Annotated in this window: 20 protein-coding genes; 3 read left to right on the top strand and 17 right to left on the bottom strand. The window is 38.7% G+C overall.

The window, feature by feature from the left end:
* Positions 1-3: 3 nt before the first annotated feature.
* A complete protein-coding gene (locus ACFILA_RS07075; protein ID WP_273791153.1) occupies positions 4-1,362 on the bottom strand; it encodes a sigma-54 dependent transcriptional regulator in 1,359 nt (452 codons plus the stop codon).
* A 1-nt stretch (position 1,363) separates the two neighbouring features.
* Positions 1,364-3,631 (bottom strand): PAS domain-containing sensor histidine kinase, encoded by a 2,268-nt coding sequence (locus ACFILA_RS07070; RefSeq protein ID WP_273791152.1) that lies wholly within the window; start codon positions 3,629-3,631, stop codon positions 1,364-1,366.
* Between the two features lie 173 nt (positions 3,632-3,804).
* On the opposite strand from ACFILA_RS07070, the gene rirA reads away from it, so the two are divergent.
* From rirA to ACFILA_RS07055, 3 genes are read left to right on the top strand one after another with little or no spacing between them, the layout of a single operon-like run.
* The gene (gene rirA / locus ACFILA_RS07065) at positions 3,805-4,248 is read left to right on the top strand and encodes an iron-responsive transcriptional regulator RirA (RefSeq protein WP_273791151.1); all 444 of its coding nucleotides are present in this window, start codon (positions 3,805-3,807) and stop codon (positions 4,246-4,248) included.
* A gap of 24 nt (positions 4,249-4,272) precedes the next feature.
* The gene (locus tag ACFILA_RS07060) at positions 4,273-5,463 is read left to right on the top strand and encodes a bifunctional 2-C-methyl-D-erythritol 4-phosphate cytidylyltransferase/2-C-methyl-D-erythritol 2,4-cyclodiphosphate synthase (RefSeq protein ID WP_273791165.1); all 1,191 of its coding nucleotides are present in this window, start codon (positions 4,273-4,275) and stop codon (positions 5,461-5,463) included.
* Positions 5,460-5,948: a CinA family protein gene (locus ACFILA_RS07055; protein WP_375631353.1), complete on the top strand. Its 489-nt coding sequence runs from the start codon at positions 5,460-5,462 to the stop codon at positions 5,946-5,948. The genes ACFILA_RS07060 and ACFILA_RS07055 overlap by 4 nt, the downstream gene beginning before the upstream one ends.
* 577 nt (positions 5,949-6,525) lie before the next feature.
* Here the strand turns inward: ACFILA_RS07055 and ACFILA_RS07050 are convergent.
* The 15 genes from ACFILA_RS07050 to tpiA all read right to left on the bottom strand — a co-directional run bounded on the left by ACFILA_RS07050 (position 6,526) and on the right by tpiA (position 21,540).
* Entirely contained in the window at positions 6,526-6,987 is a 462-nt protein-coding gene (locus tag ACFILA_RS07050; protein WP_273791149.1) for a type II toxin-antitoxin system RatA family toxin, read from the bottom strand.
* A 2-nt stretch (positions 6,988-6,989) separates the two neighbouring features.
* Positions 6,990-7,952 (bottom strand): lipoyl synthase, encoded by a 963-nt coding sequence (gene lipA / locus ACFILA_RS07045; protein ID WP_273791148.1) that lies wholly within the window; start codon positions 7,950-7,952, stop codon positions 6,990-6,992.
* A 67-nt stretch (positions 7,953-8,019) separates the two neighbouring features.
* A complete protein-coding gene (lpdA, locus tag ACFILA_RS07040; RefSeq protein ID WP_375660885.1) occupies positions 8,020-9,480 on the bottom strand; it encodes a dihydrolipoyl dehydrogenase in 1,461 nt (486 codons plus the stop codon).
* Positions 9,481-9,693: 213 nt separating this feature from the next.
* Positions 9,694-11,037: a pyruvate dehydrogenase complex dihydrolipoamide acetyltransferase gene (locus ACFILA_RS07035; protein ID WP_273791146.1), complete on the bottom strand. Its 1,344-nt coding sequence runs from the start codon at positions 11,035-11,037 to the stop codon at positions 9,694-9,696.
* Between the two features lie 14 nt (positions 11,038-11,051).
* Entirely contained in the window at positions 11,052-12,419 is a 1,368-nt protein-coding gene (locus ACFILA_RS07030; RefSeq protein ID WP_375660884.1) for a pyruvate dehydrogenase complex E1 component subunit beta, read from the bottom strand.
* Positions 12,420-12,435: 16 nt separating this feature from the next.
* Entirely contained in the window at positions 12,436-13,476 is a 1,041-nt protein-coding gene (pdhA, locus tag ACFILA_RS07025; RefSeq protein WP_273791144.1) for a pyruvate dehydrogenase (acetyl-transferring) E1 component subunit alpha, read from the bottom strand.
* A 135-nt stretch (positions 13,477-13,611) separates the two neighbouring features.
* Entirely contained in the window at positions 13,612-13,923 is a 312-nt protein-coding gene (locus ACFILA_RS07020) for a septum formation initiator family protein (RefSeq protein WP_012754998.1), read from the bottom strand.
* 181 nt (positions 13,924-14,104) lie between these two features.
* Positions 14,105-14,557: a TM2 domain-containing protein gene (locus ACFILA_RS07015; protein ID WP_375660883.1), complete on the bottom strand. Its 453-nt coding sequence runs from the start codon at positions 14,555-14,557 to the stop codon at positions 14,105-14,107.
* 383 nt (positions 14,558-14,940) lie between these two features.
* Entirely contained in the window at positions 14,941-15,372 is a 432-nt protein-coding gene (locus ACFILA_RS07010) for a TM2 domain-containing protein (RefSeq protein ID WP_375643078.1), read from the bottom strand.
* Between the two features lie 381 nt (positions 15,373-15,753).
* Positions 15,754-16,161 carry a TM2 domain-containing protein gene (locus ACFILA_RS07005; protein ID WP_375631359.1) on the bottom strand — a complete coding sequence of 136 codons (408 nt, stop codon included), beginning with the start codon at positions 16,159-16,161 and terminating at the stop codon, positions 15,754-15,756.
* 92 nt (positions 16,162-16,253) lie between these two features.
* Positions 16,254-17,540, bottom strand: a complete 1,287-nt coding sequence (gene eno / locus ACFILA_RS07000) for a phosphopyruvate hydratase (RefSeq protein ID WP_375660882.1) — start codon at positions 17,538-17,540, stop codon at positions 16,254-16,256.
* Between the two features lie 71 nt (positions 17,541-17,611).
* Positions 17,612-18,448, bottom strand: coding sequence for a 3-deoxy-8-phosphooctulonate synthase (gene kdsA, locus ACFILA_RS06995; protein ID WP_273791141.1), 837 nt, complete (start codon positions 18,446-18,448; stop codon positions 17,612-17,614).
* A 36-nt stretch (positions 18,449-18,484) separates the two neighbouring features.
* Positions 18,485-20,113, bottom strand: coding sequence for a CTP synthase (locus ACFILA_RS06990; protein WP_273791140.1), 1,629 nt, complete (start codon positions 20,111-20,113; stop codon positions 18,485-18,487).
* Between the two features lie 127 nt (positions 20,114-20,240).
* Positions 20,241-20,693, bottom strand: a complete 453-nt coding sequence (gene secG / locus ACFILA_RS06985) for a preprotein translocase subunit SecG (protein ID WP_273791139.1) — start codon at positions 20,691-20,693, stop codon at positions 20,241-20,243.
* Positions 20,694-20,775: 82 nt separating this feature from the next.
* Positions 20,776-21,540: a triose-phosphate isomerase gene (gene tpiA / locus ACFILA_RS06980; protein WP_375631362.1), complete on the bottom strand. Its 765-nt coding sequence runs from the start codon at positions 21,538-21,540 to the stop codon at positions 20,776-20,778.
* Positions 21,541-21,652 lie beyond the last annotated feature (112 nt).

Raw genomic sequence — 21,652 nt, 5'->3', positions numbered from 1 at the left:
CGCTTAAGAAACTCCAAGCGCTTTAAGTTTACGGTGCAAAGCTGAACGCTCCATGCCTATAAATTCAGCAGTACGTGATATATTTCCACCCAAACGCCCAATCTGCGCCACTAAATATCTCTTTTCAAACAATTCTCGAGCTTCACGTAACGGCAAATCCATTATACTTTCATCTGAATCCATTTGAAGGCGTGGCAAAGAATCACTTACTTCACTGGGAAGAAAGTCCGCTGTTATAGGACCATCACCATCCCGCACAAGAATAAGAAGACGCTCAATATTATTACGTAATTGCCGCACATTACCCGGCCAAGCGTGCGTTTGCAAAATAGCAATCACATCATCACTGATTGCACGCGGTTTAATCCCAACCTGCTGTGATATTGTTTTTACAAAATGATGTACAAGTTCTGGAATATCTTCACGACGCGCTGAAAGGGGCGGAACAACAATAGGAACAACGGAAAGACGGTGAAAAAGATCCTCCCTAAAGCGCCCATCAGAAATGAGGTTTTCAAGATTTTGCGCTGTCGAAGAAATGATACGGACATCCACCTTAACACGTTTTGTGCCGCCAATTCTTTCAAATGTTTGCCCCGTTAAAACCCGAAGAATCTTCCCTTGAGTCTCACGTGGCATGTCAGCAATTTCATCAAGATATAATATACCGCCATGAGCTTCCTCTAAGGCACCGATTTTACGCTCTCTTCCCTCCATTTCGCTGCCAAACAGCTCTATTTCCATTCTTTCCGGAGTAATCGTTGCAGCATTTATTGTAACAAATGGCCCATTCGAACGCGTTGAGAGCGCATGAATAGTTCGTGCAACAGTCTCTTTTCCTGCCCCTGAAGGACCTGTTATCATGATGCGACTATTGGTTGGTGCTACTTTTTCTATGATTTGACGCAAATTTTTTATAACTGTCGATTTTCCGAGCAACTCTAATGTCTCGTTCGAACGCTTTCGTAATTCTAAAAGCTCACGTTTTAAATTTGAATTTTCAAGTGTTCTCTCTGCAACCAATACAAGTCTATCAGCTTTAAAAGGTTTTTCAATGAAATCATATGCCCCTCGCTTTATAGCGGAAACAGCCGTCTCAATATTACCATGACCAGAGATCATAACGACCGGAAGAGCCGGATATTGTGTTTTAATTTCATCAAGCAGTGCTAAACCATCGAGACGACTACCCTGTAGCCAAATATCCAAAAAAATGAGCTTTGGAATACGCTCACTAATTTGAGCCAATGCTTCATCAGAGTTACAAGCAACGCGCGTTTCATAACCTTCATCCTCTAAAATACCAGCAACAAGCTCACGAATATCTGCTTCATCATCAACAATCAAGATATCTGATACCATACTATTCCCCTATCTTATGATTTATGGCTTGTATAATATTACCCTGCTTACCCCCATCCGCAGGAAATATCAAACGGATCATCGCACCACGACCTTCATAAAAACTCTCCGGTGCATCATGAAGCTCCATGAAACCACCGTGATCTTCAATAACTTTGCGCACAATGGCTAACCCCAGTCCTGTTCCTTTTTCCCGCGTTGTTATATAGGGTTCTAATAACTTTTGTCTTTGCTCTTTAGGAAGTCCTTTCCCGTTATCAACAACATCCACAACCACCCATTCTTTCTGTCGATAAGAACGGACAAGAATATGACCGTGAATATTTTCCTCTCGCATAACTGAATCTATGGATTCGCTCGCGTTTTTGATAACATTGCAGAAAGCCTGTACAATGAGACGGTTATCAAATGCACCCATAAGTGGTAGAGTTCCTAAATCTTGCTCAAAATGAATATCATGTCGCGTCACCTCTATCAAGAAACATGCTTCGCGCAACAATTCTCGTATATCTAAAATATGCATTTTGGGTTTGGGCATACGTGCAAAAGAGGAAAACTCATCAACCATACGCCCAATATCTCCAACCTGCCGAATAATCGTGTCAATACACCGCTCAAAAACCTCTCTATCTTGTGTAATAGCTTTGTTATAACGTTTACGAATGCGTTCAGCGGATAACTGAATAGGTGTAAGAGGATTTTTAATTTCGTGCGCAATACGCCGCGCAATATCCGCCCACGCCGCTGTACGTTGCGCTGCAACAAGGTCAGTAATATCATCAATTGTTAGAACCCAAGATTGCCCCTGTCCATCATCCTCCTCCATCGTAACTTGAACATTACAGACACGCTCTTTTCCTGCAACGTTTAAAGTGACCTGTTCACGATGGTTTTTACGATCTAATGAACGCACAAACTGAAAAACCTGCCAAATTTCAGCGCTTAAAGATAAAAGACTTTGTCCAACAACGTGCTCAGAGCGAATATCAAACATCGCTTCAATAGACCGATTGATAATGGTGATATCACCATTATCATCTATACCTGCTACTCCCGCTGTTACACCCGATAACACAGCTTCAGAAAAACGCCGTCTTTCATCAATTTGATCACGCACTGCAATCAACTCATTACGCCGACTTTTCAATTCACTGACCATGTAATTAAAAGTTTTGGATAATTGCCCAATATCTCCATCTTTTGCTCGTACTGGCACGAAAATTTCCATATTTCCAGAAGCAACATCATCGGCAGCACTAATGAGAAGACGAATAGGACGCACTAAACGATCAGCAACAGCAATAGCAGCCCAAATAGCTGATAAGAATAAACTAAAAAAAAGACACAAATAAAGCATACCAAATGCAATCTGTGTCAGCAGGCGATTTTCATTTAAATCACGATAGCGATCTGTATTAACTTCTGTCAAACGCAAAGCAGATAAAACACCTTTATCAACGTCACGCACCAAATATAAAAATGTGTTTGGAATGTTGGTAAATTTTAAAATAATACCAAAATAATCATGAACGCCTGGTTGAAAAGAAAAAGGTCTCGCACTGGTTGCACGTTCAATAAGATGAGAAGGAGGAATTGGCAGTTTATCTTCATCACCAAGAGCACTCGATACAAAAATAGCTCCGCTAGAACTTAACAAAAATGCACCACGCAAATTGCGTCCTATAGCATGACGCGTCAATTGCATCCTATATTCAGCTGGATTACGTTCTAAGAGTTTTTTGTTATCAAGTGCAAATGCCATCGCGTAGGATAAATTTTTTAAATTTTGAAGCATTTCATCTGCATAAGCATTTGCTAAATCAATAGAAGAGCCCACAATTTGCCGCGTTGTTGTATCAAACCATCGATCAAGTCCCAAATTTAGTGCTGGACCCGATACAAGAGCTACAGCAACAGCTGGCATTGTCGCAACAAGTGCAAACAATGAAATAAGACGCACATGAAGACGCGATCCTGCACGCCTTGAACGCCAAGCACGAATGATCGGAATCATCTCATAAAAAACGATGACAATAAGCCCTAAAACCCAAAAACTATTAATCCCTATAAGAATAAGGGTTACCGTTCTACTGGGAACAACAGGAGTTAATCCAATAAGAATAATAAACGAAACAGAGGCCGTAAGTAAAGCCAATACAATAATTGTAATCCCTAAAAAAATATATACCTTACTTAAACGATACAACTCATCGTTATAAGTATTTTTATCTATGTCTTGAAGATTCGTCACAGATGTTATATTCGTCATGAGCTTACATACCCTTATCCCATTATTCTCATATAACCTTTTGTAGCAAAAATTGACAATACTAATACTACATTTAAAATAGGGCAAATATAGTCAATGAGGAAAAGCTTCTATATTTTGCAAAATATCTTTAAAATAGACTGTGTTCGACGATACTTTACGAAGGAAATGAGATGCGATTAACAAAACAAACAAATTATGCTCTTCGAATGCTCATGTATTGTGCAGATAATCAGGGAACTCTCAGTCGTGTTCCAGAAATTGCTAAAGCATATGCCGTTTCAGAACTTTTTTTATTTAAAATCCTTCAGCTGCTTGTTCAAGCAGGTTTTATACAAACAGTGCGTGGACGCAATGGTGGAGTTAGATTGGCTAAACCCGCAGCAGAGATTTCAGTCGCTGATGTTGTGAAAGTAACAGAAGACAACTTTTCCCTAGCAGAATGTTTCGATACTGCAGAACCAACTTGCCCCTTGTTTGATTTTTGTGGTTTAAATACCGCACTTCAAAAAGCATTAAATGCTTTTTTTGAGGTGTTGTCCATGATATCCCTTGCTGATCTACAACAACCATCCTTTCAAAATCATTTTAAAATTAATGACAAAAAAGAAAACTAAGATTATAATACAAGGAGATTAAGTATTTCTATTGCAGCAATAATATTAGCCGCTGGACGGGGTGAAAGAGCAGGATCTCCCTATAAAATTCCAAAACAATATCGGCTTCTAGGACAAAAGCCGATTATTTATCATACCGTGCATTGTTTTTTGCAGCATCCAGCTATCACAACAATTATCCTTGTTATTCATCCAGAAGATCGTCAAATCTGTGAACAAGCTATTGGCGATTTTAAAGAGCGCCTTATTATCGTTGAAGGAGGCAATACACGTCAAATCTCTACCTTACATGGACTTCAGGCACTTAAAAAATTTTCCCCCCAATATGTGCATATTCATGATGGTGCACGCCCTTTTATTGAAAACAAGCTTTTTAATAACATTCACAACACTATCACGCCTCAAGAAGGTGTTCTTCCTGTTCTGCCCATCTCTGATACCCTTAAACGTATAAATAATCAGCATGTTTTAGAAACAATTCCCCGTACCCATCTTTATAGTGCACAAACTCCACAGTGTTTTCCCTTTGAACATATCTTAGCGGCCCATAAACAAGCAAAACAAGCTTGCAAACAAGAATTCACTGACGATTCTGCAATTGCCGAATGGTTTGGAATTCCTATGCGTACCGTTCCTGGGGATCCTAACAACATAAAAATTACATGGCATGAAGATTTTAATACTGCACATTTATATCTCCAAAAGAAAATGCAAATGTTTCCTGATATCCGTACCGGCAATGGTTATGATGTTCACTCTTTTGAAGATGGTGATTTTCTTATATTATGTGGTATAAAAATCCCTTTTCATAAAAAATTAAATGGACACTCCGATGCGGATGTTGCTCTTCATGCATTAACAGATGCCCTTCTTGCAACTCAAGGTGCTGGAGATATCGGTACACATTTTCCTCCCTCTGATCCTCAATGGAAAAATGTATCATCAGAAATTTTTCTCCGTCATGCTCTCGATATTATAAAACAAGCAGATGGTCGTATCGCCAATGTTGATATCACAATTATCGCTGAAAATCCTAAAATTGGTCCCTATCGTCATGCTATGACAGAAAATCTTATGACAATACTTGCAATGACACCTGATCGAATCTCTATCAAAGCAACAACAAATGAAAAGCTTGGATTTATTGGTCGTGGTGAGGGAATTGCTGCTCTTGCAACAGCGAGCGTTCTTTATTCAGGAGAAATTCCCCAATGACATATCTTTGTGAAAAACAAGCACATGAAGTCCTTAATACCTTTCGCCAAAAAGGTTTACTGTTAACAACTGTAGAGTCTTGTACAGGGGGGCTCATTGCTGCAAGCCTCACAAATATTGCAGGATCGTCAGATGTTCTCGATTGTGGATTTGTTGTTTATTCAAATGAATCCAAAACACGCCTTGTTGGCGTTTGTGCTGAACTTATAAGAACCTATGGTGCCGTTTCAAAAGAAGTTGCTCTTGCAATGGCTGAGGGTGGATTAAAACATTCACAAGCTGACATTGCAGTTTCTGTAACAGGGATTGCTGGTCCAGGAGGTGCAAGTCTTGATAAACCTGTAGGACTTGTGCATTGCGCAGTTGCTTACAAAAATCACCCCCCCCTGCACAAAGAAATGCACTTTGCTCATCTTAATCGCAATGCTATCCGCCATGCAACTGTTGAAAATGTTTTTAAAATGATTCTGGAATTACTTCACTGAATTCCCCATACTAATTTCAAAATTCTCTATTCCACATTGAGTCTATAATCGCCCACAACTTGAAAATGAAAGACCTGAATAGCGTAAAGTTATCTCACTTCAGCCCTGTGTAGGTTGAATTAATCAAATTTATTCACTTGCACGCCACAAGAGAAAAAAACTGTAGTAAATAAAATGATTAAAGAAAGGGACACTTGTACCTCTCTCTCAAGTGCTAAGAGCTGGCGCAACATCTTGAGAGATGGCAAATAAATGGTGCAGGCTGACTTGTTCATAAACGTACAGATGTGGAGTTTATATGCTTTTACGAAGGATCTATACTATTTATTATGAGCACTATTATGAAATGGGTATGACGCAAGCATGTTCTATTTGGACGTTCTGTTTAACGGATATGTATCCATTAAAAAAGAGAGAAACAAAAGAGTGAAGCTGTACATCATCTTCATCATTTAAAATGATGTTCCTTCAATATGCTTTTGAAAGCTGAATTAAAAACAAATAGTAAAGATGGAAACCGGTTTTCACCTTCATGCTGTTATAAGCAATACGTATTGTTAAAAAATAACAGAATAGACTATGTTACCGTAGAGCCATAAATCTGATGCGCACGCTTCTCAAAAGCCTCGGTAAATTTACGAAACGCAATATCAAACATTGAGCCCATCACTAATCCAAGCGTTTTACTTTTAAATTCATAATCAATAAAAAACTCTACATTACATGCATTGGTATTTTCAATATCATGAAAGGCCCAACGATTTTCAAGATATTTGAATGGACCATCAATATATTTAACTTCTATAAGACTTTTTTCCGGCTGAAGAAATACTTGAGTCGTAAAAGTTTCACGAATAATCTTATAGCCAACGGTCATATCCGCAAGAAGCAATATTTTTTTTCCATATTCTTTTCGAGAACGTATTATTAAAGACTCACACATTGGTAAAAATTCAGGATAACGCTCAATATCTGAAACCAGATCAAACATTTCACTGGCACTATGGGTGATCTGCCGATGTATTGTAAAAATCGGCATAATTATCTCTGTAAGGAAAATTTTTCATCACGCGCTTTTTGCAAAATGGCAAAATCATCTCCAGCGTGATGAGATGAACGCGTCAGAGGATTGGAAGCCATATGTAAAAATCCTTTTACTTTTCCAATCTTGGCAAAAGACTCAAATTCTTCAGGAGGCACAAAACGAACAACTGGATGATGTTTTCGTGTAGGCTGCAAATATTGTCCAATTGTCATAAAGTCAACATCAGCAGCGCGCAAATCATCCATCAATTGCAAAATCTCATTTCGCTCCTCCCCAAGGCCAACCATAATTCCCGATTTTGTAAAAATTGTTGGATCAAGTTCTTTAACGCGTTGTAATAAACGAATTGAATGAAAATAACGCGCCCCTGGACGGACCTTCAAATATTTAGAAGGAACTGTTTCTAAGTTATGATTAAAAACATCAGGCTTAGCAGCAACAACAACTTCTAAAGCGCCATCCTTATGACGAAAATCAGGTGTAAGAACTTCAATTGTTGTTTTAGGAGTTTTTTGACGAATCGCATAAATAACTTTTGCAAAATGCTCAGCACCACCATCAGCAAGATCATCACGATCAACAGATGTAATGACAACATGTTTTAATTCCATCCGTGCAACAGCATCGGCGACACGTTCTGGCTCATTATCATCAACGGCAAGTGGAATACCTGTTGCAACGTTACAAAAAGCACAAGCACGCGTACATATTTCACCTAAAATCATAAAGCTAGCATGCCTCTGGCTCCAACATTCGCCAATATTAGGGCAACCAGCTTCTTCGCATACAGTCACTAACTTATGCGTACGTACAATACCATGTGTTTCCTTATAAATTGGTGATGTTGGCGCTTTTACACGAATCCAATCTGGCTTTTTTTGAACGCTTGTATCAGGACGATGTGCCTTTTCAGGATGACGCAAACGTCTATTTGTAACTCTATCAACAACCGTAACCATTTAAGCCTTTGCCTTATAAATACGAAGTAACAATCAAAAATATAAAATTTTTCATACAATCCAGTCATCAAGCGTTTAAAACTTGACCATAAGCATCCAATACACTTTCTTTCATCATTTCCGATAAGGTCGGATGTGGAAAGACAGTATGCATTAATTCTTCTTCTGTTGTTTCAAGATTCATAGCAATAACAAAACCCTGTATCAATTCTGTTACCTCAGCCCCTACCATATGGGCCCCGAGAAGCTGTCCTGTTTTTTTATCAAAAATCGTTTTTACTAACCCCTGATCTTCACCCAAAGCAATCGCCTTACCATTCGCAGCAAAAGAATAACGACCAATACGTATATCATAACCTGCTTCTTTTGCAGCCGCTTCTGAAAGCCCTACAGAGGCAACCTGTGGTGTACAATATGTACACCCTGGAATTTTTCTTTTATCAAGCGGATGAGCACTCTTCAAACCTGCAAGATGCTCAATACATATCACTCCTTCTTCTTCTGCTTTATGGGCCAACATAGGAGGACCTGCTACATCACCAATAGCATAAATGCCTTCCACCCCCGTCCAACTCCATTCATCAGTTACAATGCACCCGCGATCGGTTTTTATTCCCAAAGATTCTAAACCAAGATTCTCAATATTACCTTGCACCCCTACAGCGGAAATTAACCGGTCAACAGTTATTGTCTCTATTTTACCTTGAACATCAATATGTACAGTCACAGAATCGGAAGACTTTTCAACCTTTGTTACTTTTGCTTGACGAAGAATGCGTAAACCTCTTTTCTCTAACTGTTTACGAGCAAACGTTGAAATTTCAATATCTTCAGCAGGCATGATATGGGGCATCATTTCAACAACAGTTACTGTCGCCCCCATATCACGATAAAAAGAGGCAAATTCAATGCCAATAGCCCCAGACCCTATAACCAAAAGCGATTTTGGCATTGATGACGGTATCATAGCTTCAAAATAAGTCCAAATGAGTTTTCCATCTGGCTCAATACCAGGAAGGACACGAGGACGTGCACCTGTTGCAATAATGATATGTTTTGCTTGATAAGTTCCCTCCCCTAACGTCCCTTTAGGGACTGGATTTTGCGGTTGCATAATCGGTTTGGAGGATGAAGAAACCACAATTTCCGCAGGATGGCTTCCCTTTGCTTCTTTAGTAAGCTTTGCTTCACCCCAAATAATATCAATTTTGTTTTTTTTCATTAGAAAATCAACACCAGCATTTAAACGTGCTGAAACACCGCGTGAACGTGCCACAACATCTTTGATGTTTGCCTCAATTGAACCATTAATTTTTAGTCCATAATTTTTCGCATGTTCAGCAAAATGTTTCATTTCCGCTGAACGTAGAAGGGCCTTTGTGGGAATACATCCCCAATTTAAACAGATCCCTCCCAAATGTTCACGTTCAACAATCGCAGTCTTAAAGCCACATTGTGCTGCACGAATTGCGGTTACATATCCGCCTGGACCTGATCCAATCACAATTACATCATAAAGATTTGCCACAGTAATTCCTCCATGGATATATATAAAACGGATATGCACTTTTTGAACTTAAGTCTGCAAAATAACATGACAGAATTATCTTATGTCTTTTGCTTACGTAAATGCTTTACCCAAACCAGAAATAGCAATAACATTGCTCTTCAAACTCGTTAAATTTGCTTTTATTCTCTTAATACACTCTCTCACAATTTACGTGAAAAACTGTTAAACAGTTCAAACCAACATTGCTAATGGATTTTCAATCATCTTTTTAAAAGTCCGCGCGATCTCTGCTGCTAAAGCACCATCGACAGCACGATGATCAGCAGAAATCGTAACTGACATAACTGTCGCAACGACTAATGCATCATTTTTAACAACGGCGCGCTGCTCCCCTGCTCCAATCGCAAAAATCGTCGCATGCGGTGGATTAAGAATAGCAGAAAAACTTTTTATACCATACATCCCCATATTTGATACAGCTGTTGTTCCACCCTGATATTCTTCCATTTTTAACTTGCCCTCGCGCGCACGCTTTGCAAAATCCTTCATCTCTTTGGAAATAAGTGATAACGGCTTTTCCTCTGCATGGCGAATAATCGGTGTAATTAATCCATTGGGAATGGAAACAGCAACCCCAACATCACAATGTTTATGATGAATCATCCCACCTTCAAGCCAAGAGACATTCGCATCAGGAACCGCTTTCAAAGAAAGTGCGACAGCTTTGATCACCATATCATTAACAGAAAGCTTATAAGTAGGCTGAGTTTCTTCTTGCCTTTTAACCATTGGTGCAGCAGCATTCAGTTGTGTACGCAGTGCTAATAGCGCATCAAGTTCACAATCTACCGTTACATAGAAATGTGGGACTTTCTGTTTTGATTCCACCAAACGTGTCGCGATTGTTTTACGCATATTATTATGGGGAACGAAGCTATATTCATCCTCTTTGAAGAGTTTCAATATCTGTTTGTCTGAAGCACCTGTAGCTGTTAGCTCCCCTATCTGTGATGAATAAGACACTTTAGAAATATCGCTGCTCACAGCTTTTTCCACATCGCGCTTAATAATACGCCCATGCGGACCACTTCCAGAAATAAGGGATAAATCAAGACCTGCCTGAGATGCTAATCGCCGCGCTAAGGGAGAGGCAAAAAGACGAGCTTCTTTTTTATCTTGCTGTATTAATTGCCCAGTTGATGATTCATGAGACATTTTTATTCCCTTTGAGTCCGTCTGTTTCAGAGAATCTGTCTGTTTGATGCCCTCTGATTCTTGTCTTGTAGAAGAAGAGATTTCTTCTGTAACTTTTGCAGCTTCAGCTAAATCTTCACCTTCTTCTGCTAAAACAACAATTAAAGCATTTACTTTAACGCCTTGTGTTCCAGCAGGAACAACAATTTTAGCAACCCTACCTTCATCAACGGCTTCGACTTCCATTGTCGCTTTATCCGTCTCAATTTCAGCAATAACATCACCAGAGGAAACCTTATCTCCCTCCTTAATATTCCATTTTGTTAAATTTCCCTCTTCCATCGTAGGGGAAAGCGCTGGCATTGTAATTTTAATGGGCATTATGCTTTCCTCCGTTATGCTCTGTATGTCACAGCCTGAACTGCCTCAATAATTTCAGCAGTATTAGGCAAAGCCAACTTCTCAAGATTAGCGGCATAAGGCATCGGAACATCTTTGCCAGAAATCGTAGCAATTGGCGCATCAAGATAGTCAAAAGCCTGCTGCATAACACGCGTTGCTATTTCAGTTCCCACGGATGACTGAGGAAATCCCTCTTCAATTGTTACCAAACGACCTGTTTTTTTAACTGACGAAAGAATTGTAGGAAGATCCATAGGGCGAATGGTTCGTAAATCAATCAATTCAACATCAATACCAAGTTTTTCAATTTCTGGTAACGCTTGAACAGCATAATGCATCCCAATTCCACATGCAACAATCGTCACATCTTGTCCAGACTTATGAATACGCGCCTTACCAATAGGCAAAAGAAAATCATCCAGTTGAGGAACATCAAATTGATGCCCATACAAAATCTCATTTTCAAGGAAAATAACAGGATTATCATCACGAATAGCAGCTTTCAGCAAACCTTTTGCATCTGCAGCACTATAAGGCATGACAACTTTCAGACCTGGTACATGACTATACCATGCAGCATAGCATTGAGAATGTTGAGCACCAACACGGGCAGCCGCACCATTGGGACCTCGGAAAACCATAGGAGCGGTCATTTGTCCACCAGACATATAACGTGTTTTGGCTGCTGAGTTAATAATTTGGTCCATCGCCTGCATCGCAAAATTAAAGGTCATAAACTCGACAATAGGACGTAACCCACCAAAAGCAGCCCCAACAGCCAGCCCAGCAAAGCCGTGCTCTGTAATTGGGGTATCAATAACTCGGCGTTCTCCGAATTCTTCCAACAAACCTTGACTAACCTTATAAGCACCTTGATATTGCGCGACTTCTTCCCCCATAAGAAAAACTGTTTCATCACGCCGCATTTCTTCAGCCAAAGCCTGATTAAGCGCTTCACGAACTGTCATTGTAACCATTTGTGTTCCCGCTGGAATATCAAAATTAAGAGATGTATCAAAAGTAGGAGCAGCCTGCGGAACTGACAAAGGTAGAGAAAGAGCAGATTCCTTAGTTTTTTGTGCTGTATCCGTAGGCTGCGAAATATCCTCAGCACGCTCACCTTCTTCTAACAAAATTGCAATAACAGTGTTAACCCTTACGCCTTCTGAACCTTCAGGCACAAAAATTTTACCAAGAGTACCTTCATCAACGGCCTCTACTTCCATTGTAGCCTTATCCGTTTCAATTTCAGCAATAACATCGCCAGAGCTAACCTTATCACCTTCTTTCTTGAGCCATTTAGACAGTTTACCTTCTTCCATAGTTGGTGAAAGCGCCGGCATCAAAATATCAATAGACATACTTGCTTCCCTCGCATCAAACTAAAATATCAGTATAGAGCTCAGAAGCATCTGGCTCTTGATCACTTTGTGCAAAATCTACCGCATCAGCAACAATTGCACGGACCTCTTTCTCAATAGATTTTAAATCGTCTTCGCTCGCCCAATTTTTTTTAAGAATCCGACTTTTTACTTGATCAATCGGATCGTGCTCCTCTTTTATTTTTTGGACTTCTTCCTTTGAACGATATTTTGCTGGGTCAGACATGGAATGACCACGATAGCGATAGGTCTGCATATCAAGAATGATCGGCCCTTTACCTGAGCGTGCCCAAGAAATTGCTTCATCAGCAGCTCCTTTTACTGATCGAACATCCATACCGTCAACAACAATACCTGGAATTTCAAAAGAAAGACCACGTCGGGAAAAATCAGTTTCTGCAGATGCACGTGAAACTGACGTTCCCATAGCATACTGATTGTTTTCAATAATATAAACAACGGGAAGCTTCCAAAGTGAAGCCATATTAAAACTCTCGTAAACCTGCCCCTGATTTGCAGCACCATCACCAAAATAAACCAATGTCACATTATCTTTACCAAGGTACTGATTCGAAAATGCCAAACCTGAACCAATGGGAACCTGCGCACCAACAATACCATGTCCTCCATAAAAGTTCTTTTCTTTAGAGAACATATGCATCGAGCCACCTTTCCCTTTGGAAAAGCCACCTTGGCGCCCCGTTAATTCTGCCATGACACCACGCGGACTCATCCCAACCGCTAACATATGACCATGATCACGGTAAGACGTAATAACCTGATCACCTTCTTTTGCCGCTTTCAATGTTCCTATAACAACGGCTTCCTGACCAATATAAAGGTGACAAAATCCCCCAATAAGCCCCATACCATAAAGTTGTCCTGCTTTTTCTTCAAAACGGCGAATTAAAAGCATTTCACGATAAGCATCAATTTCTTCTTCTTTTGTAAAATCTGCTATTGGTGCTTTCTTTGTGGTGCTTGATAATGCAGTGCGCGCCGCCGACGCAGAATTTTTTTTAAGTCGTTCTGCCATATTAAACTCCCTTTTATGATTATTTAGGAATAACCTTTACGAACAAAAGTTACAAGCCTTATCAATCGGCTTAAACAATATCATTGCTGATTGTTGTTTAAATTAAGCGATTTTTCATTTACCTTTGGTATCATTTCAAGGTATTAAGATTGTCAGTTCATTTGGCTTAGAAAAGTTCAAATTCTTTCGGACATACTCATCCAACATATCTTTTTCTATATGCCCATTGCGTAAAAGAGAAATACGCTTTTCCATGAATATCCGCTCAGCTTCTATTTTATGAAGCTCCTTTTCTAATTCGCTAATATGCTGATTAACTTCACTGCGTGAATACAATCCATACTCACCATGATAAATGTGATAACTGAAATAGCTTAAGACTCCCACCGTCATAAGAGGTAGTACAAAGCGTACTTTGATTGATCGACGTTTCTGCTTTGTCCACATAAAATAGCACAGTCTTTACAGCACAAATTTCTTAATATTTTGCCCAACTATGCATGATTTTGATTAATACCTCATTACCAAATCTACACCAAAATAATTTGTTATCACCAAAGCCCCCCCCTTAATACAATCAAAGCAAACTGAATGATCCACTTTTTATATTATAAATATTGGATATCCTCTAAGTTGTGATTTTACACCCATCTTTGTCCTTAAAACTTCCTGTTAAAATGACTATAAAATCAATCAATACCCAAGGTGTAATTATCAAAAAAATTCCTATAAGCCCTACCGGCATAAATATTATACTTATTATACTTATTACACTTATTATATTTATAAGAAGTATTGCAATACCAGTTCCAACTTTACCAACCATAAAACGATGAATTCCTAGTCCACCTAGAAAAAAACAAACGACCGCTAACGTCACTTTTGATTGCTGTGACTGACCTTCAGTTGAGATAGGGAAAATAGATTTAATGGTATCCCCTTCACACACAAAATCAACGACGTCACCAACTTTCGGCGGCGTTTTTCCTGACCAATCCCAATTCGCAAACTGATAGCGCTTACCATCAGCCCCTGAAATGAAATAATCTCCTTGATCATGACCAATAATCTTACCTTTCATCTTCACCACCTATAAAATTGTTATTCATAAAGAAGCTTTTCTTCTAATATGATAATATGTTGAATAAACCTCACAGCATGAATACAGTCTGTATTCACCGTGATATATGACAATTTAAAAAGCTAAAAATTCCCCAACAACTTAAAATTCCCGCAATTACAAGTGGTAATACAAAGCACGCTGTTCGATTTGCACCTTTGCTTTTTTCATATGAAATAGTACAGTCTTTTTCAATAGTTTTATTTAAATATTCATAATTTTCTTTAATATTTCACATTTAAAGACATATATTAAAATAATTTACATTATTAAATTAATATATTGACAACATTAAAAGTAAAGAAAGTGCCTCACTCTTTACATTTTATATTATTCTAAAATTTCTACCAATTTATAATTTTATCCCCATTTTCATCCCTAAAATATCCGGATAAAATAACTATAAAATCAATGAATGACCAAGGACCAGTTACTAAAAGTATCCCTACCCCAAAAGTAAATGGTATACTTAGTAGGCTTATAAGAAGCATTACAATACCCGTTCCAACTTTACCTGCCATAAAGCGATGAATTCCCAACCATCCAAAAAACCAACAAACAAGTGCTATCGCCAATCTTGATTTTTCTGACTGAGTTTTACTCACGAGAGGGAGAACAGATTTAACAACATTATCTTCATATACAAAATCAACGGTATCACCCACTTTTGGTGTTTTTTTTCCTAACCAATCCCAACTCGTAAATTGATAACGCTTACCGTCAGCCCCTGAAACAAAATAATCTCCTTGATCCTGACCAATAATCTTACCTTTCATTCTTGCCCACCTATAAAGCTGCTCCTCATGTGTTATTCATAAAGAGATTATTTCTAATTCGATAATATGCGGATTAACCTCACGGTGTAAATACAATTCGTACTGACCATGATAAACATGAAATTAAAATAGTTCGTAACTCCCCAATAATCTAATATTTCCCCCTGCTATAAGCAGTAACAAAAAACATGCTTTAGTTGATTTATATCTTTGCTTTACCCATATAAAATAGCATTGTCTTTTTCAATACGTTTACTTAGCTGTACATGTTTTTTATATCTCATATTAAATAAATGTAGTACAATAATTTCGCATGATGCAACTTAATATATTTATAAAAATAAAAAGCGAGCTAAATTACCTTTTTTTATTATAAGATTTTCACAAATCTGTAATCTGATTTCCATCTTTATCCGTAAATCTTCCACCAAGAATGACTATAAAATCAACAATTGCCCAAATGCCGGTAATTATCAATCCAAACAATGATAAAGATAGAACTAGCATTAAAGCACCAGTCCTAACTTTACCAACCATAAAGCGATGGACACCAAAGATACCTGCAACCCAACAAAGCAGTGCGAACATTATCTTTGTGTTCTCTGTACCTGATCTCAACAATGGAAAAACAGAACTGACAACCCCCCCTTCACAGACAAAATCAACAGCATTACCAATCCTTGGTGGATTCTTTCCCAACCAATCCCAAGTCGCAAACTGATAACGTTTACCATCATCACCAGCAACGAGATAAGTTCCTTGATCTTGACTAATAATTATACCTCTCATCTTAATCCCTATAAATTTAAACACTTAAAAATTATTGCGTATATGCCTTTGATAAGAAATCTCAATTTCATAATCTAAATGATCTTATACTTTCATATTTTGTGCTCAGAACTATACACTAAATCACCAGCATAACGCGCTTGGGCTCCTAGCATTTCTTCAATACGAATAAGTTGATTGTATTTGGCTAATCTATCCGAACGTGCAAGAGAACCTGTTTTAATTTGTCCACAATTCGTTGCAACCGCAAGATCTGCAATGAAAGAATCCTCTGTTTCGCCTGAACGATGAGATATAATGGTACGATAACCTGCTTTATGTGCTACTTCTACAGCATCAAGTGTTTCACTCAATGTACCAATTTGATTAACTTTTATGAGAATAGAATTGCCTACCCCCATTTTGATACCATCACGCAAACGTGCTGAATTCGTTACAAACAAATCATCGCCAACAAGCTGACATTTTTCTCCAATTGTGTCAGTGAGTAACTTCCAACCTTCCCAATCATCCTCTGCCATTCCATCTTCAATTGTAATAATAGGATAATTTTTCACAAGATGTGCTAAATAATCTACCTGCTCTTGGATGTCACGGCATTTCCCCTCACCTTTATAAAAATATGAACCATTTTTATAAAATTCGGTTGAAGCACAGTCTAAACCAATGGCAATTTGTTCACCTGGTTTATAGCCACATATCATGATAGATTCCATAATAAAATCAATTGCTTGATCAGCACTTTTAAATTGAGGTGCAAAACCACCTTCATCACCAACATTGGTATTATAACCCGCATCTTTTAAACGCTTTTTCAATGCATGGAAAATCTCAGCGCCATAACGGATAGCTTCTCTTACAGTAGGAGCTCCTATAGGGATAATCATAAACTCTTGAAAATCAATCAAATTATCAGCATGAACGCCACCATTAATAATATTCATCATGGGGGTTGGAAGAATATGCGCTTGTGTACCACCAATATAACGATACAAAGGTAAATTTAATGAATCCGCAGCTGCTTTTGCAACAGCTAATGAAACACCAAGAAGTGCATTGGCACCAAGACGGGCTTTGTTTGGCGTTCCATCCAAAGCAATCATTGCTTGATCAATAGCAATTTGATTTGTTGCATCCCGCCCACCAAGTTCTTCAAGAATTTCGCCATTAACTGCAGCAACCGCTTTTTCAACACCTTTCCCTTGATAGCGCAAACCACCATCACGAAGCTCTATAGCCTCGTGTGCTCCTGTTGAAGCTCCCGAAGGAACCAGAGCGCGACCAAAAGCTCCATTCTCCAAATGAACATCAACTTCTACCGTTGGATTACCACGGCTATCAAGAACTTCACGCCCAATGATATCGACAATTATAGTCATATGTGTTTCCTTATCCAATAAAAGTCTCGATTCATTTATAATGCCCTATTAATGAAATATTTTTTCTCTTCTCAACTCAACTTTTTTGACAGATAATCAAATTCCATTAAAGTCTCAAGCAATCTTTGTAAATCATCAACTTTAACCATATTGGGTCCATCAGAAGGTGCATTATCTGGATCTTGATGTGTTTCTAAAAAAATACCAGCTACCCCAACAGAGACAGCTGCACGCGCTAAAATTTCAACAAATTGACGCTGCCCACCAGATGAAGCCCCCTGCCCTCCAGGTTCTTGAACAGAATGCGTTGCATCAAAAATAACAGGAGCACCAAATGAACGTAAAATAGGCAACGAACGCATATCAGAAATAAGTCGGTTGTAACCAAATGACGTGCCTCGCTCACAAAGCATAACATTCGGATTACCACTGTAAACAACCTTTTTTAAAACATTCTCCATGTCCCACGGCGCTAAAAACTGACCTTTTTTAATGTTAATAACACATTCTGTTTTGGCTGCTGCTACCAAAAGATCTGTTTGACGACATAAAAAAGCCGGTATTTGTAAAATATCAACTGTAGAAGAAACAATTGTACATTGCTCTTCTGTATGCACATCAGTTAATATGGGACAATTAAACTCTTTTTTTAAATCAGAAAAAATGGACATTGCTTTTTCAAGACCAATACCACGTGCCGCCCCCAAAGAGGTTCTGTTGGCTTTATCGTAACTTGATTTATAAACAAACCCGATACCAAGCTGATCGGTAATTGTTTTAATACGACCAGCCATTTCAAAAGCATGATCACGACTTTCCATCTGACACGGCCCTGCAATTAATGAAAGAGGCATTTCATTTGAAAAAATCATATTTCCAACTTTCACACGGGCATTTGGTTTAGTCATTTTATCCCTCAAGAGCAAAGTAACCCAATTTATGCATTAAACTAATCGACTTTGTTCTACAGCAGCTTCAATAAAAGAAGAAAAAAGCGGATGTGGATCAAAAGGACGGGATTTTAATTCTGGATGATATTGAACACCAATAAACCATGGATGATCTACATATTCTATCGTTTCTGGTAAAATACCATCAGGAGACATCCCAGAAAAAATCAAACCACACTGTTCTAACTTATCCTTATAATCAATATTGACCTCATAACGATGACGATGTCGCTCGACAATCTTGGTCATCCCATAAATTTGAGCAATATGACTCTCTTCTTTTAATTCAGCAGCAAAAGCACCAAGGCGCATCGAACCGCCGAGATCACCATTTCTTGTACGTTTTTCAAGGACGTCTCCTTTAAGCCATTCTGTCATTAAACCTACAATTGGATTGTCTGTTTCGCAAAACTCACTCGATGAAGCATTCTCAATCTGTGCAATATTGCGCGCAGCTTCTATACAAGCTAATTGCATCCCAAAACAAATCCCTAAAAATGGAACTTTACGCTCTCGTGCAAATTGAATTGCTCGAATCTTCCCTTCTGCCCCACGTGCCCCAAAAGCACCTGGAACCAAAATACCATGGGCTTTTTGTAAAGCTGAAACAGAATCTTCTTTTTCAAAAAGTTCCGAATCAATCCACTCAATATTAACTTTCACTCTATTCGCTAAACCACCATGCGCAATCGCTTCAATAAGAGATTTATAAGCATCCTTTAAGCCCGTATATTTCCCTACAATAGCAATCGTGACTTCTCCTTCAGGATTGTGAATACGATGCGTAATATCCTCCCAACGATCCATCTTGGGGGAAGGTGCCGAATCGATTCCAAAAGCGCAAAGAACTTCAGAGTCCAAACCTTCCTTATGGTATGCCATAGGAACATCATAAATCGTTGGCATATCTAATGCCTGAATGACTGCATTGGAGCGAACATTGCAAAAAAGTGATAATTTGCACCGTTCTGTTTCTGGAATAGATCGATCTGCACGTACAAGCAAAATATCAGGAGAAATACCAACTGCTTGCAATTCTTTGACAGAATGTTGTGTTGGTTTCGTTTTTAATTCACCTGCTGAAGGAATATAAGGCATTAATGTGAGATGGACATAAACGACATTTTGTCTCGGTAACTCATTGCGAAGCTGACGAATCGCTTCTAGAAAAGGCATTGCTTCAATATCACCAACCGTTCCACCTATCTCACATAAAACAAAATCAAATTCTTCATTTCCCATCGTAATGAATCTCTTAATTTCATCTGTAACATGAGGAATAACTTGGACTGTTGCCCCCAAATAATCACCACGCCGCTCTCGTTCAATGATATTGCGATAAATACGCCCTGTTGTAATACTATCTTGGCTATTTGCAGAACGCCCAGTAAAACGCTCATAATGACCAAGATCAAGATCCGTTTCTGCACCATCATCGGTCACAAATACTTCACCATGTTGATAAGGTGACATCGTACCTGGATCAACATTTAAATAAGGATCAAGTTTGCGAAGACGTACGCGATAACCACGAGCCTGTAATAACGCTGCTAACGCCGCCGCTGCGATGCCTTTTCCAAGGGAAGAAACCACACCACCAGTAATAAAAACATAACGTGCCATGGGCTTATGGTGATAAGCAATTTATAATGATTTTTCCAGCAAAAAATGCAAAAAGAAACAATTTTTCTTCTAAAATAAAAAAGGTGAAAAAATCACCTTTTTAAAAAGTCTATATTTTCTTAAAAAACTATTTTGTACTGTTATCCGGAACTGTGTTTTCAAGAACCTGTGGAACTGGACTTTCTGCTTCAGGATTTGTGGACTGTTTCTGTTCCTGCGGAGAATTCGAAGTGCCTCCTAGCTGTTCAAGAACAGAAGGGGAAGACTCATCATTTGATGATGGAACTGAGCCTGAGCCTTTATCGGTAGAATTCTGTTCTGAATTAACCGGTATACGCTTTAAGATATCAGAACTAGAATTTGATATATTACCCACCACGGTAAGTCCAATAGACACAACAAAAAAACAACAGGCTAAAATAGCAGTCAAACGTGTTAAAGGGTTTCGAGATCCACGAGTTTTCATCAACCCTGAGCTATTACTCACACCTAGCCCACCACCTTCTGAAGGTTGAATTAATATAACACCAACCAAAGTAATCACAATCAAAAAATGAATAACTATAAGTACTGTTTGCATAAACCCTGCTCTTCAAATAACTCTTTAATAGCTATTTACACATAAATAACGCACAATCCAAGGGGAAACTCAAATTTCTCTGCTATAGTTTACGACAAACATCGCAAATAGTTAAAAAATCAATCGCTTTTAAGCTTGCTCCACCTATCAAAGCACCATTAACATGAGCAATGCTTAAAAGCTCAAATGCATTGGATGGCTTTACGGATCCACCATAAAGCAAACGAATCTTATTGCCTTCATCACCAAAACGAGAGCGCACCTTATCACGAATGAAATGATGTACTTTTGCAATATCTTCTGGAGTCGCTGTATTGCCGGTGCCTATCGCCCAAACTGGTTCATAAGCGATAATGGTATTCTCTTCTGTTGCATCATCTGGTAAAGATTCTTCAAGCTGCTGCGTGAGAATATCCAGTACTTTATTATTCTTACGCTCCTCCAATGTTTCACCAATACACACAAGAGCCACAAGACCTGCTCGCCACGCAGCTTGTACTTTGGCACAGACAATCGCATCATTTTCTTGGTACACTGTACGACGTTCTGAATGCCCAATAATAACATGACTTGCTCCCGCTTCTTTAAGCATAAAAGCTGAAATATCTCCAGTATAAGGACCATGATCATCAAAGTGACAATTTTGTCCTCCTAAAAGGAGATTTTCACCATTCAGCGTATTAGAAGCACGCGATAAAAGCGTTGCTGGAACACAAATAAGCGCCTCAAAAAGATGACCTAGATCAGAGCTAACGCCTGTAGCAATAGCACGCAACTCTCCAAGCGATTCACTCGTTCCATTCATTTTCCAATTTCCAGCAAGAAAAGGCCGAATATTTTGAGACATATTTTCACCTCAAGAGCTCTTACAATACATTGTTTATCTGTAGTTACCAAATTATAAAATGAAAGCAAGTCTTTAAAGCTTGCATCTTTCATCTCTTTATTGCAAATTCCAT

This window comes from Bartonella sp. CL71SXKL (genome assembly GCF_042194935.1).
Classification (GTDB): domain Bacteria; phylum Pseudomonadota; class Alphaproteobacteria; order Rhizobiales; family Rhizobiaceae; genus Bartonella.
Note: the sequence above shows the minus strand (reverse complement) of the source record. Positions and strands in the feature narration are given on the sequence as shown.

Coding starts and splice junctions, on each gene's coding strand:
- ACFILA_RS07075 (WP_273791153.1), bottom strand. CDS start 1,362: ATGGTATCAGATATCTTGATTGTTGATGATGAAGCAGATATTCGTGAG.
- ACFILA_RS07070 (WP_273791152.1), bottom strand. CDS start 3,631: ATGACGAATATAACATCTGTGACGAATCTTCAAGACATAGATAAAAAT.
- rirA (WP_273791151.1), top strand. CDS start 3,805: ATGCGATTAACAAAACAAACAAATTATGCTCTTCGAATGCTCATGTAT.
- ACFILA_RS07055 (WP_375631353.1), top strand. CDS start 5,460: ATGACATATCTTTGTGAAAAACAAGCACATGAAGTCCTTAATACCTTT.
- ACFILA_RS07050 (WP_273791149.1), bottom strand. CDS start 6,987: ATGCCGATTTTTACAATACATCGGCAGATCACCCATAGTGCCAGTGAA.
- lipA (WP_273791148.1), bottom strand. CDS start 7,952: ATGGTTACGGTTGTTGATAGAGTTACAAATAGACGTTTGCGTCATCCT.
- ACFILA_RS07035 (WP_273791146.1), bottom strand. CDS start 11,037: ATGCCCATTAAAATTACAATGCCAGCGCTTTCCCCTACGATGGAAGAG.
- ACFILA_RS07030 (WP_375660884.1), bottom strand. CDS start 12,419: ATGTCTATTGATATTTTGATGCCGGCGCTTTCACCAACTATGGAAGAA.
- pdhA (WP_273791144.1), bottom strand. CDS start 13,476: ATGGCAGAACGACTTAAAAAAAATTCTGCGTCGGCGGCGCGCACTGCA.
- ACFILA_RS07020 (WP_012754998.1), bottom strand. CDS start 13,923: ATGTGGACAAAGCAGAAACGTCGATCAATCAAAGTACGCTTTGTACTA.
- ACFILA_RS07015 (WP_375660883.1), bottom strand. CDS start 14,557: ATGAAAGGTAAGATTATTGGTCATGATCAAGGAGATTATTTCATTTCA.
- ACFILA_RS07010 (WP_375643078.1), bottom strand. CDS start 15,372: ATGAAAGGTAAGATTATTGGTCAGGATCAAGGAGATTATTTTGTTTCA.
- ACFILA_RS07005 (WP_375631359.1), bottom strand. CDS start 16,161: ATGAGAGGTATAATTATTAGTCAAGATCAAGGAACTTATCTCGTTGCT.
- eno (WP_375660882.1), bottom strand. CDS start 17,540: ATGACTATAATTGTCGATATCATTGGGCGTGAAGTTCTTGATAGCCGT.
- kdsA (WP_273791141.1), bottom strand. CDS start 18,448: ATGACTAAACCAAATGCCCGTGTGAAAGTTGGAAATATGATTTTTTCA.
- ACFILA_RS06990 (WP_273791140.1), bottom strand. CDS start 20,113: ATGGCACGTTATGTTTTTATTACTGGTGGTGTGGTTTCTTCCCTTGGA.
- secG (WP_273791139.1), bottom strand. CDS start 20,693: ATGCAAACAGTACTTATAGTTATTCATTTTTTGATTGTGATTACTTTG.
- tpiA (WP_375631362.1), bottom strand. CDS start 21,540: ATGTCTCAAAATATTCGGCCTTTTCTTGCTGGAAATTGGAAAATGAAT.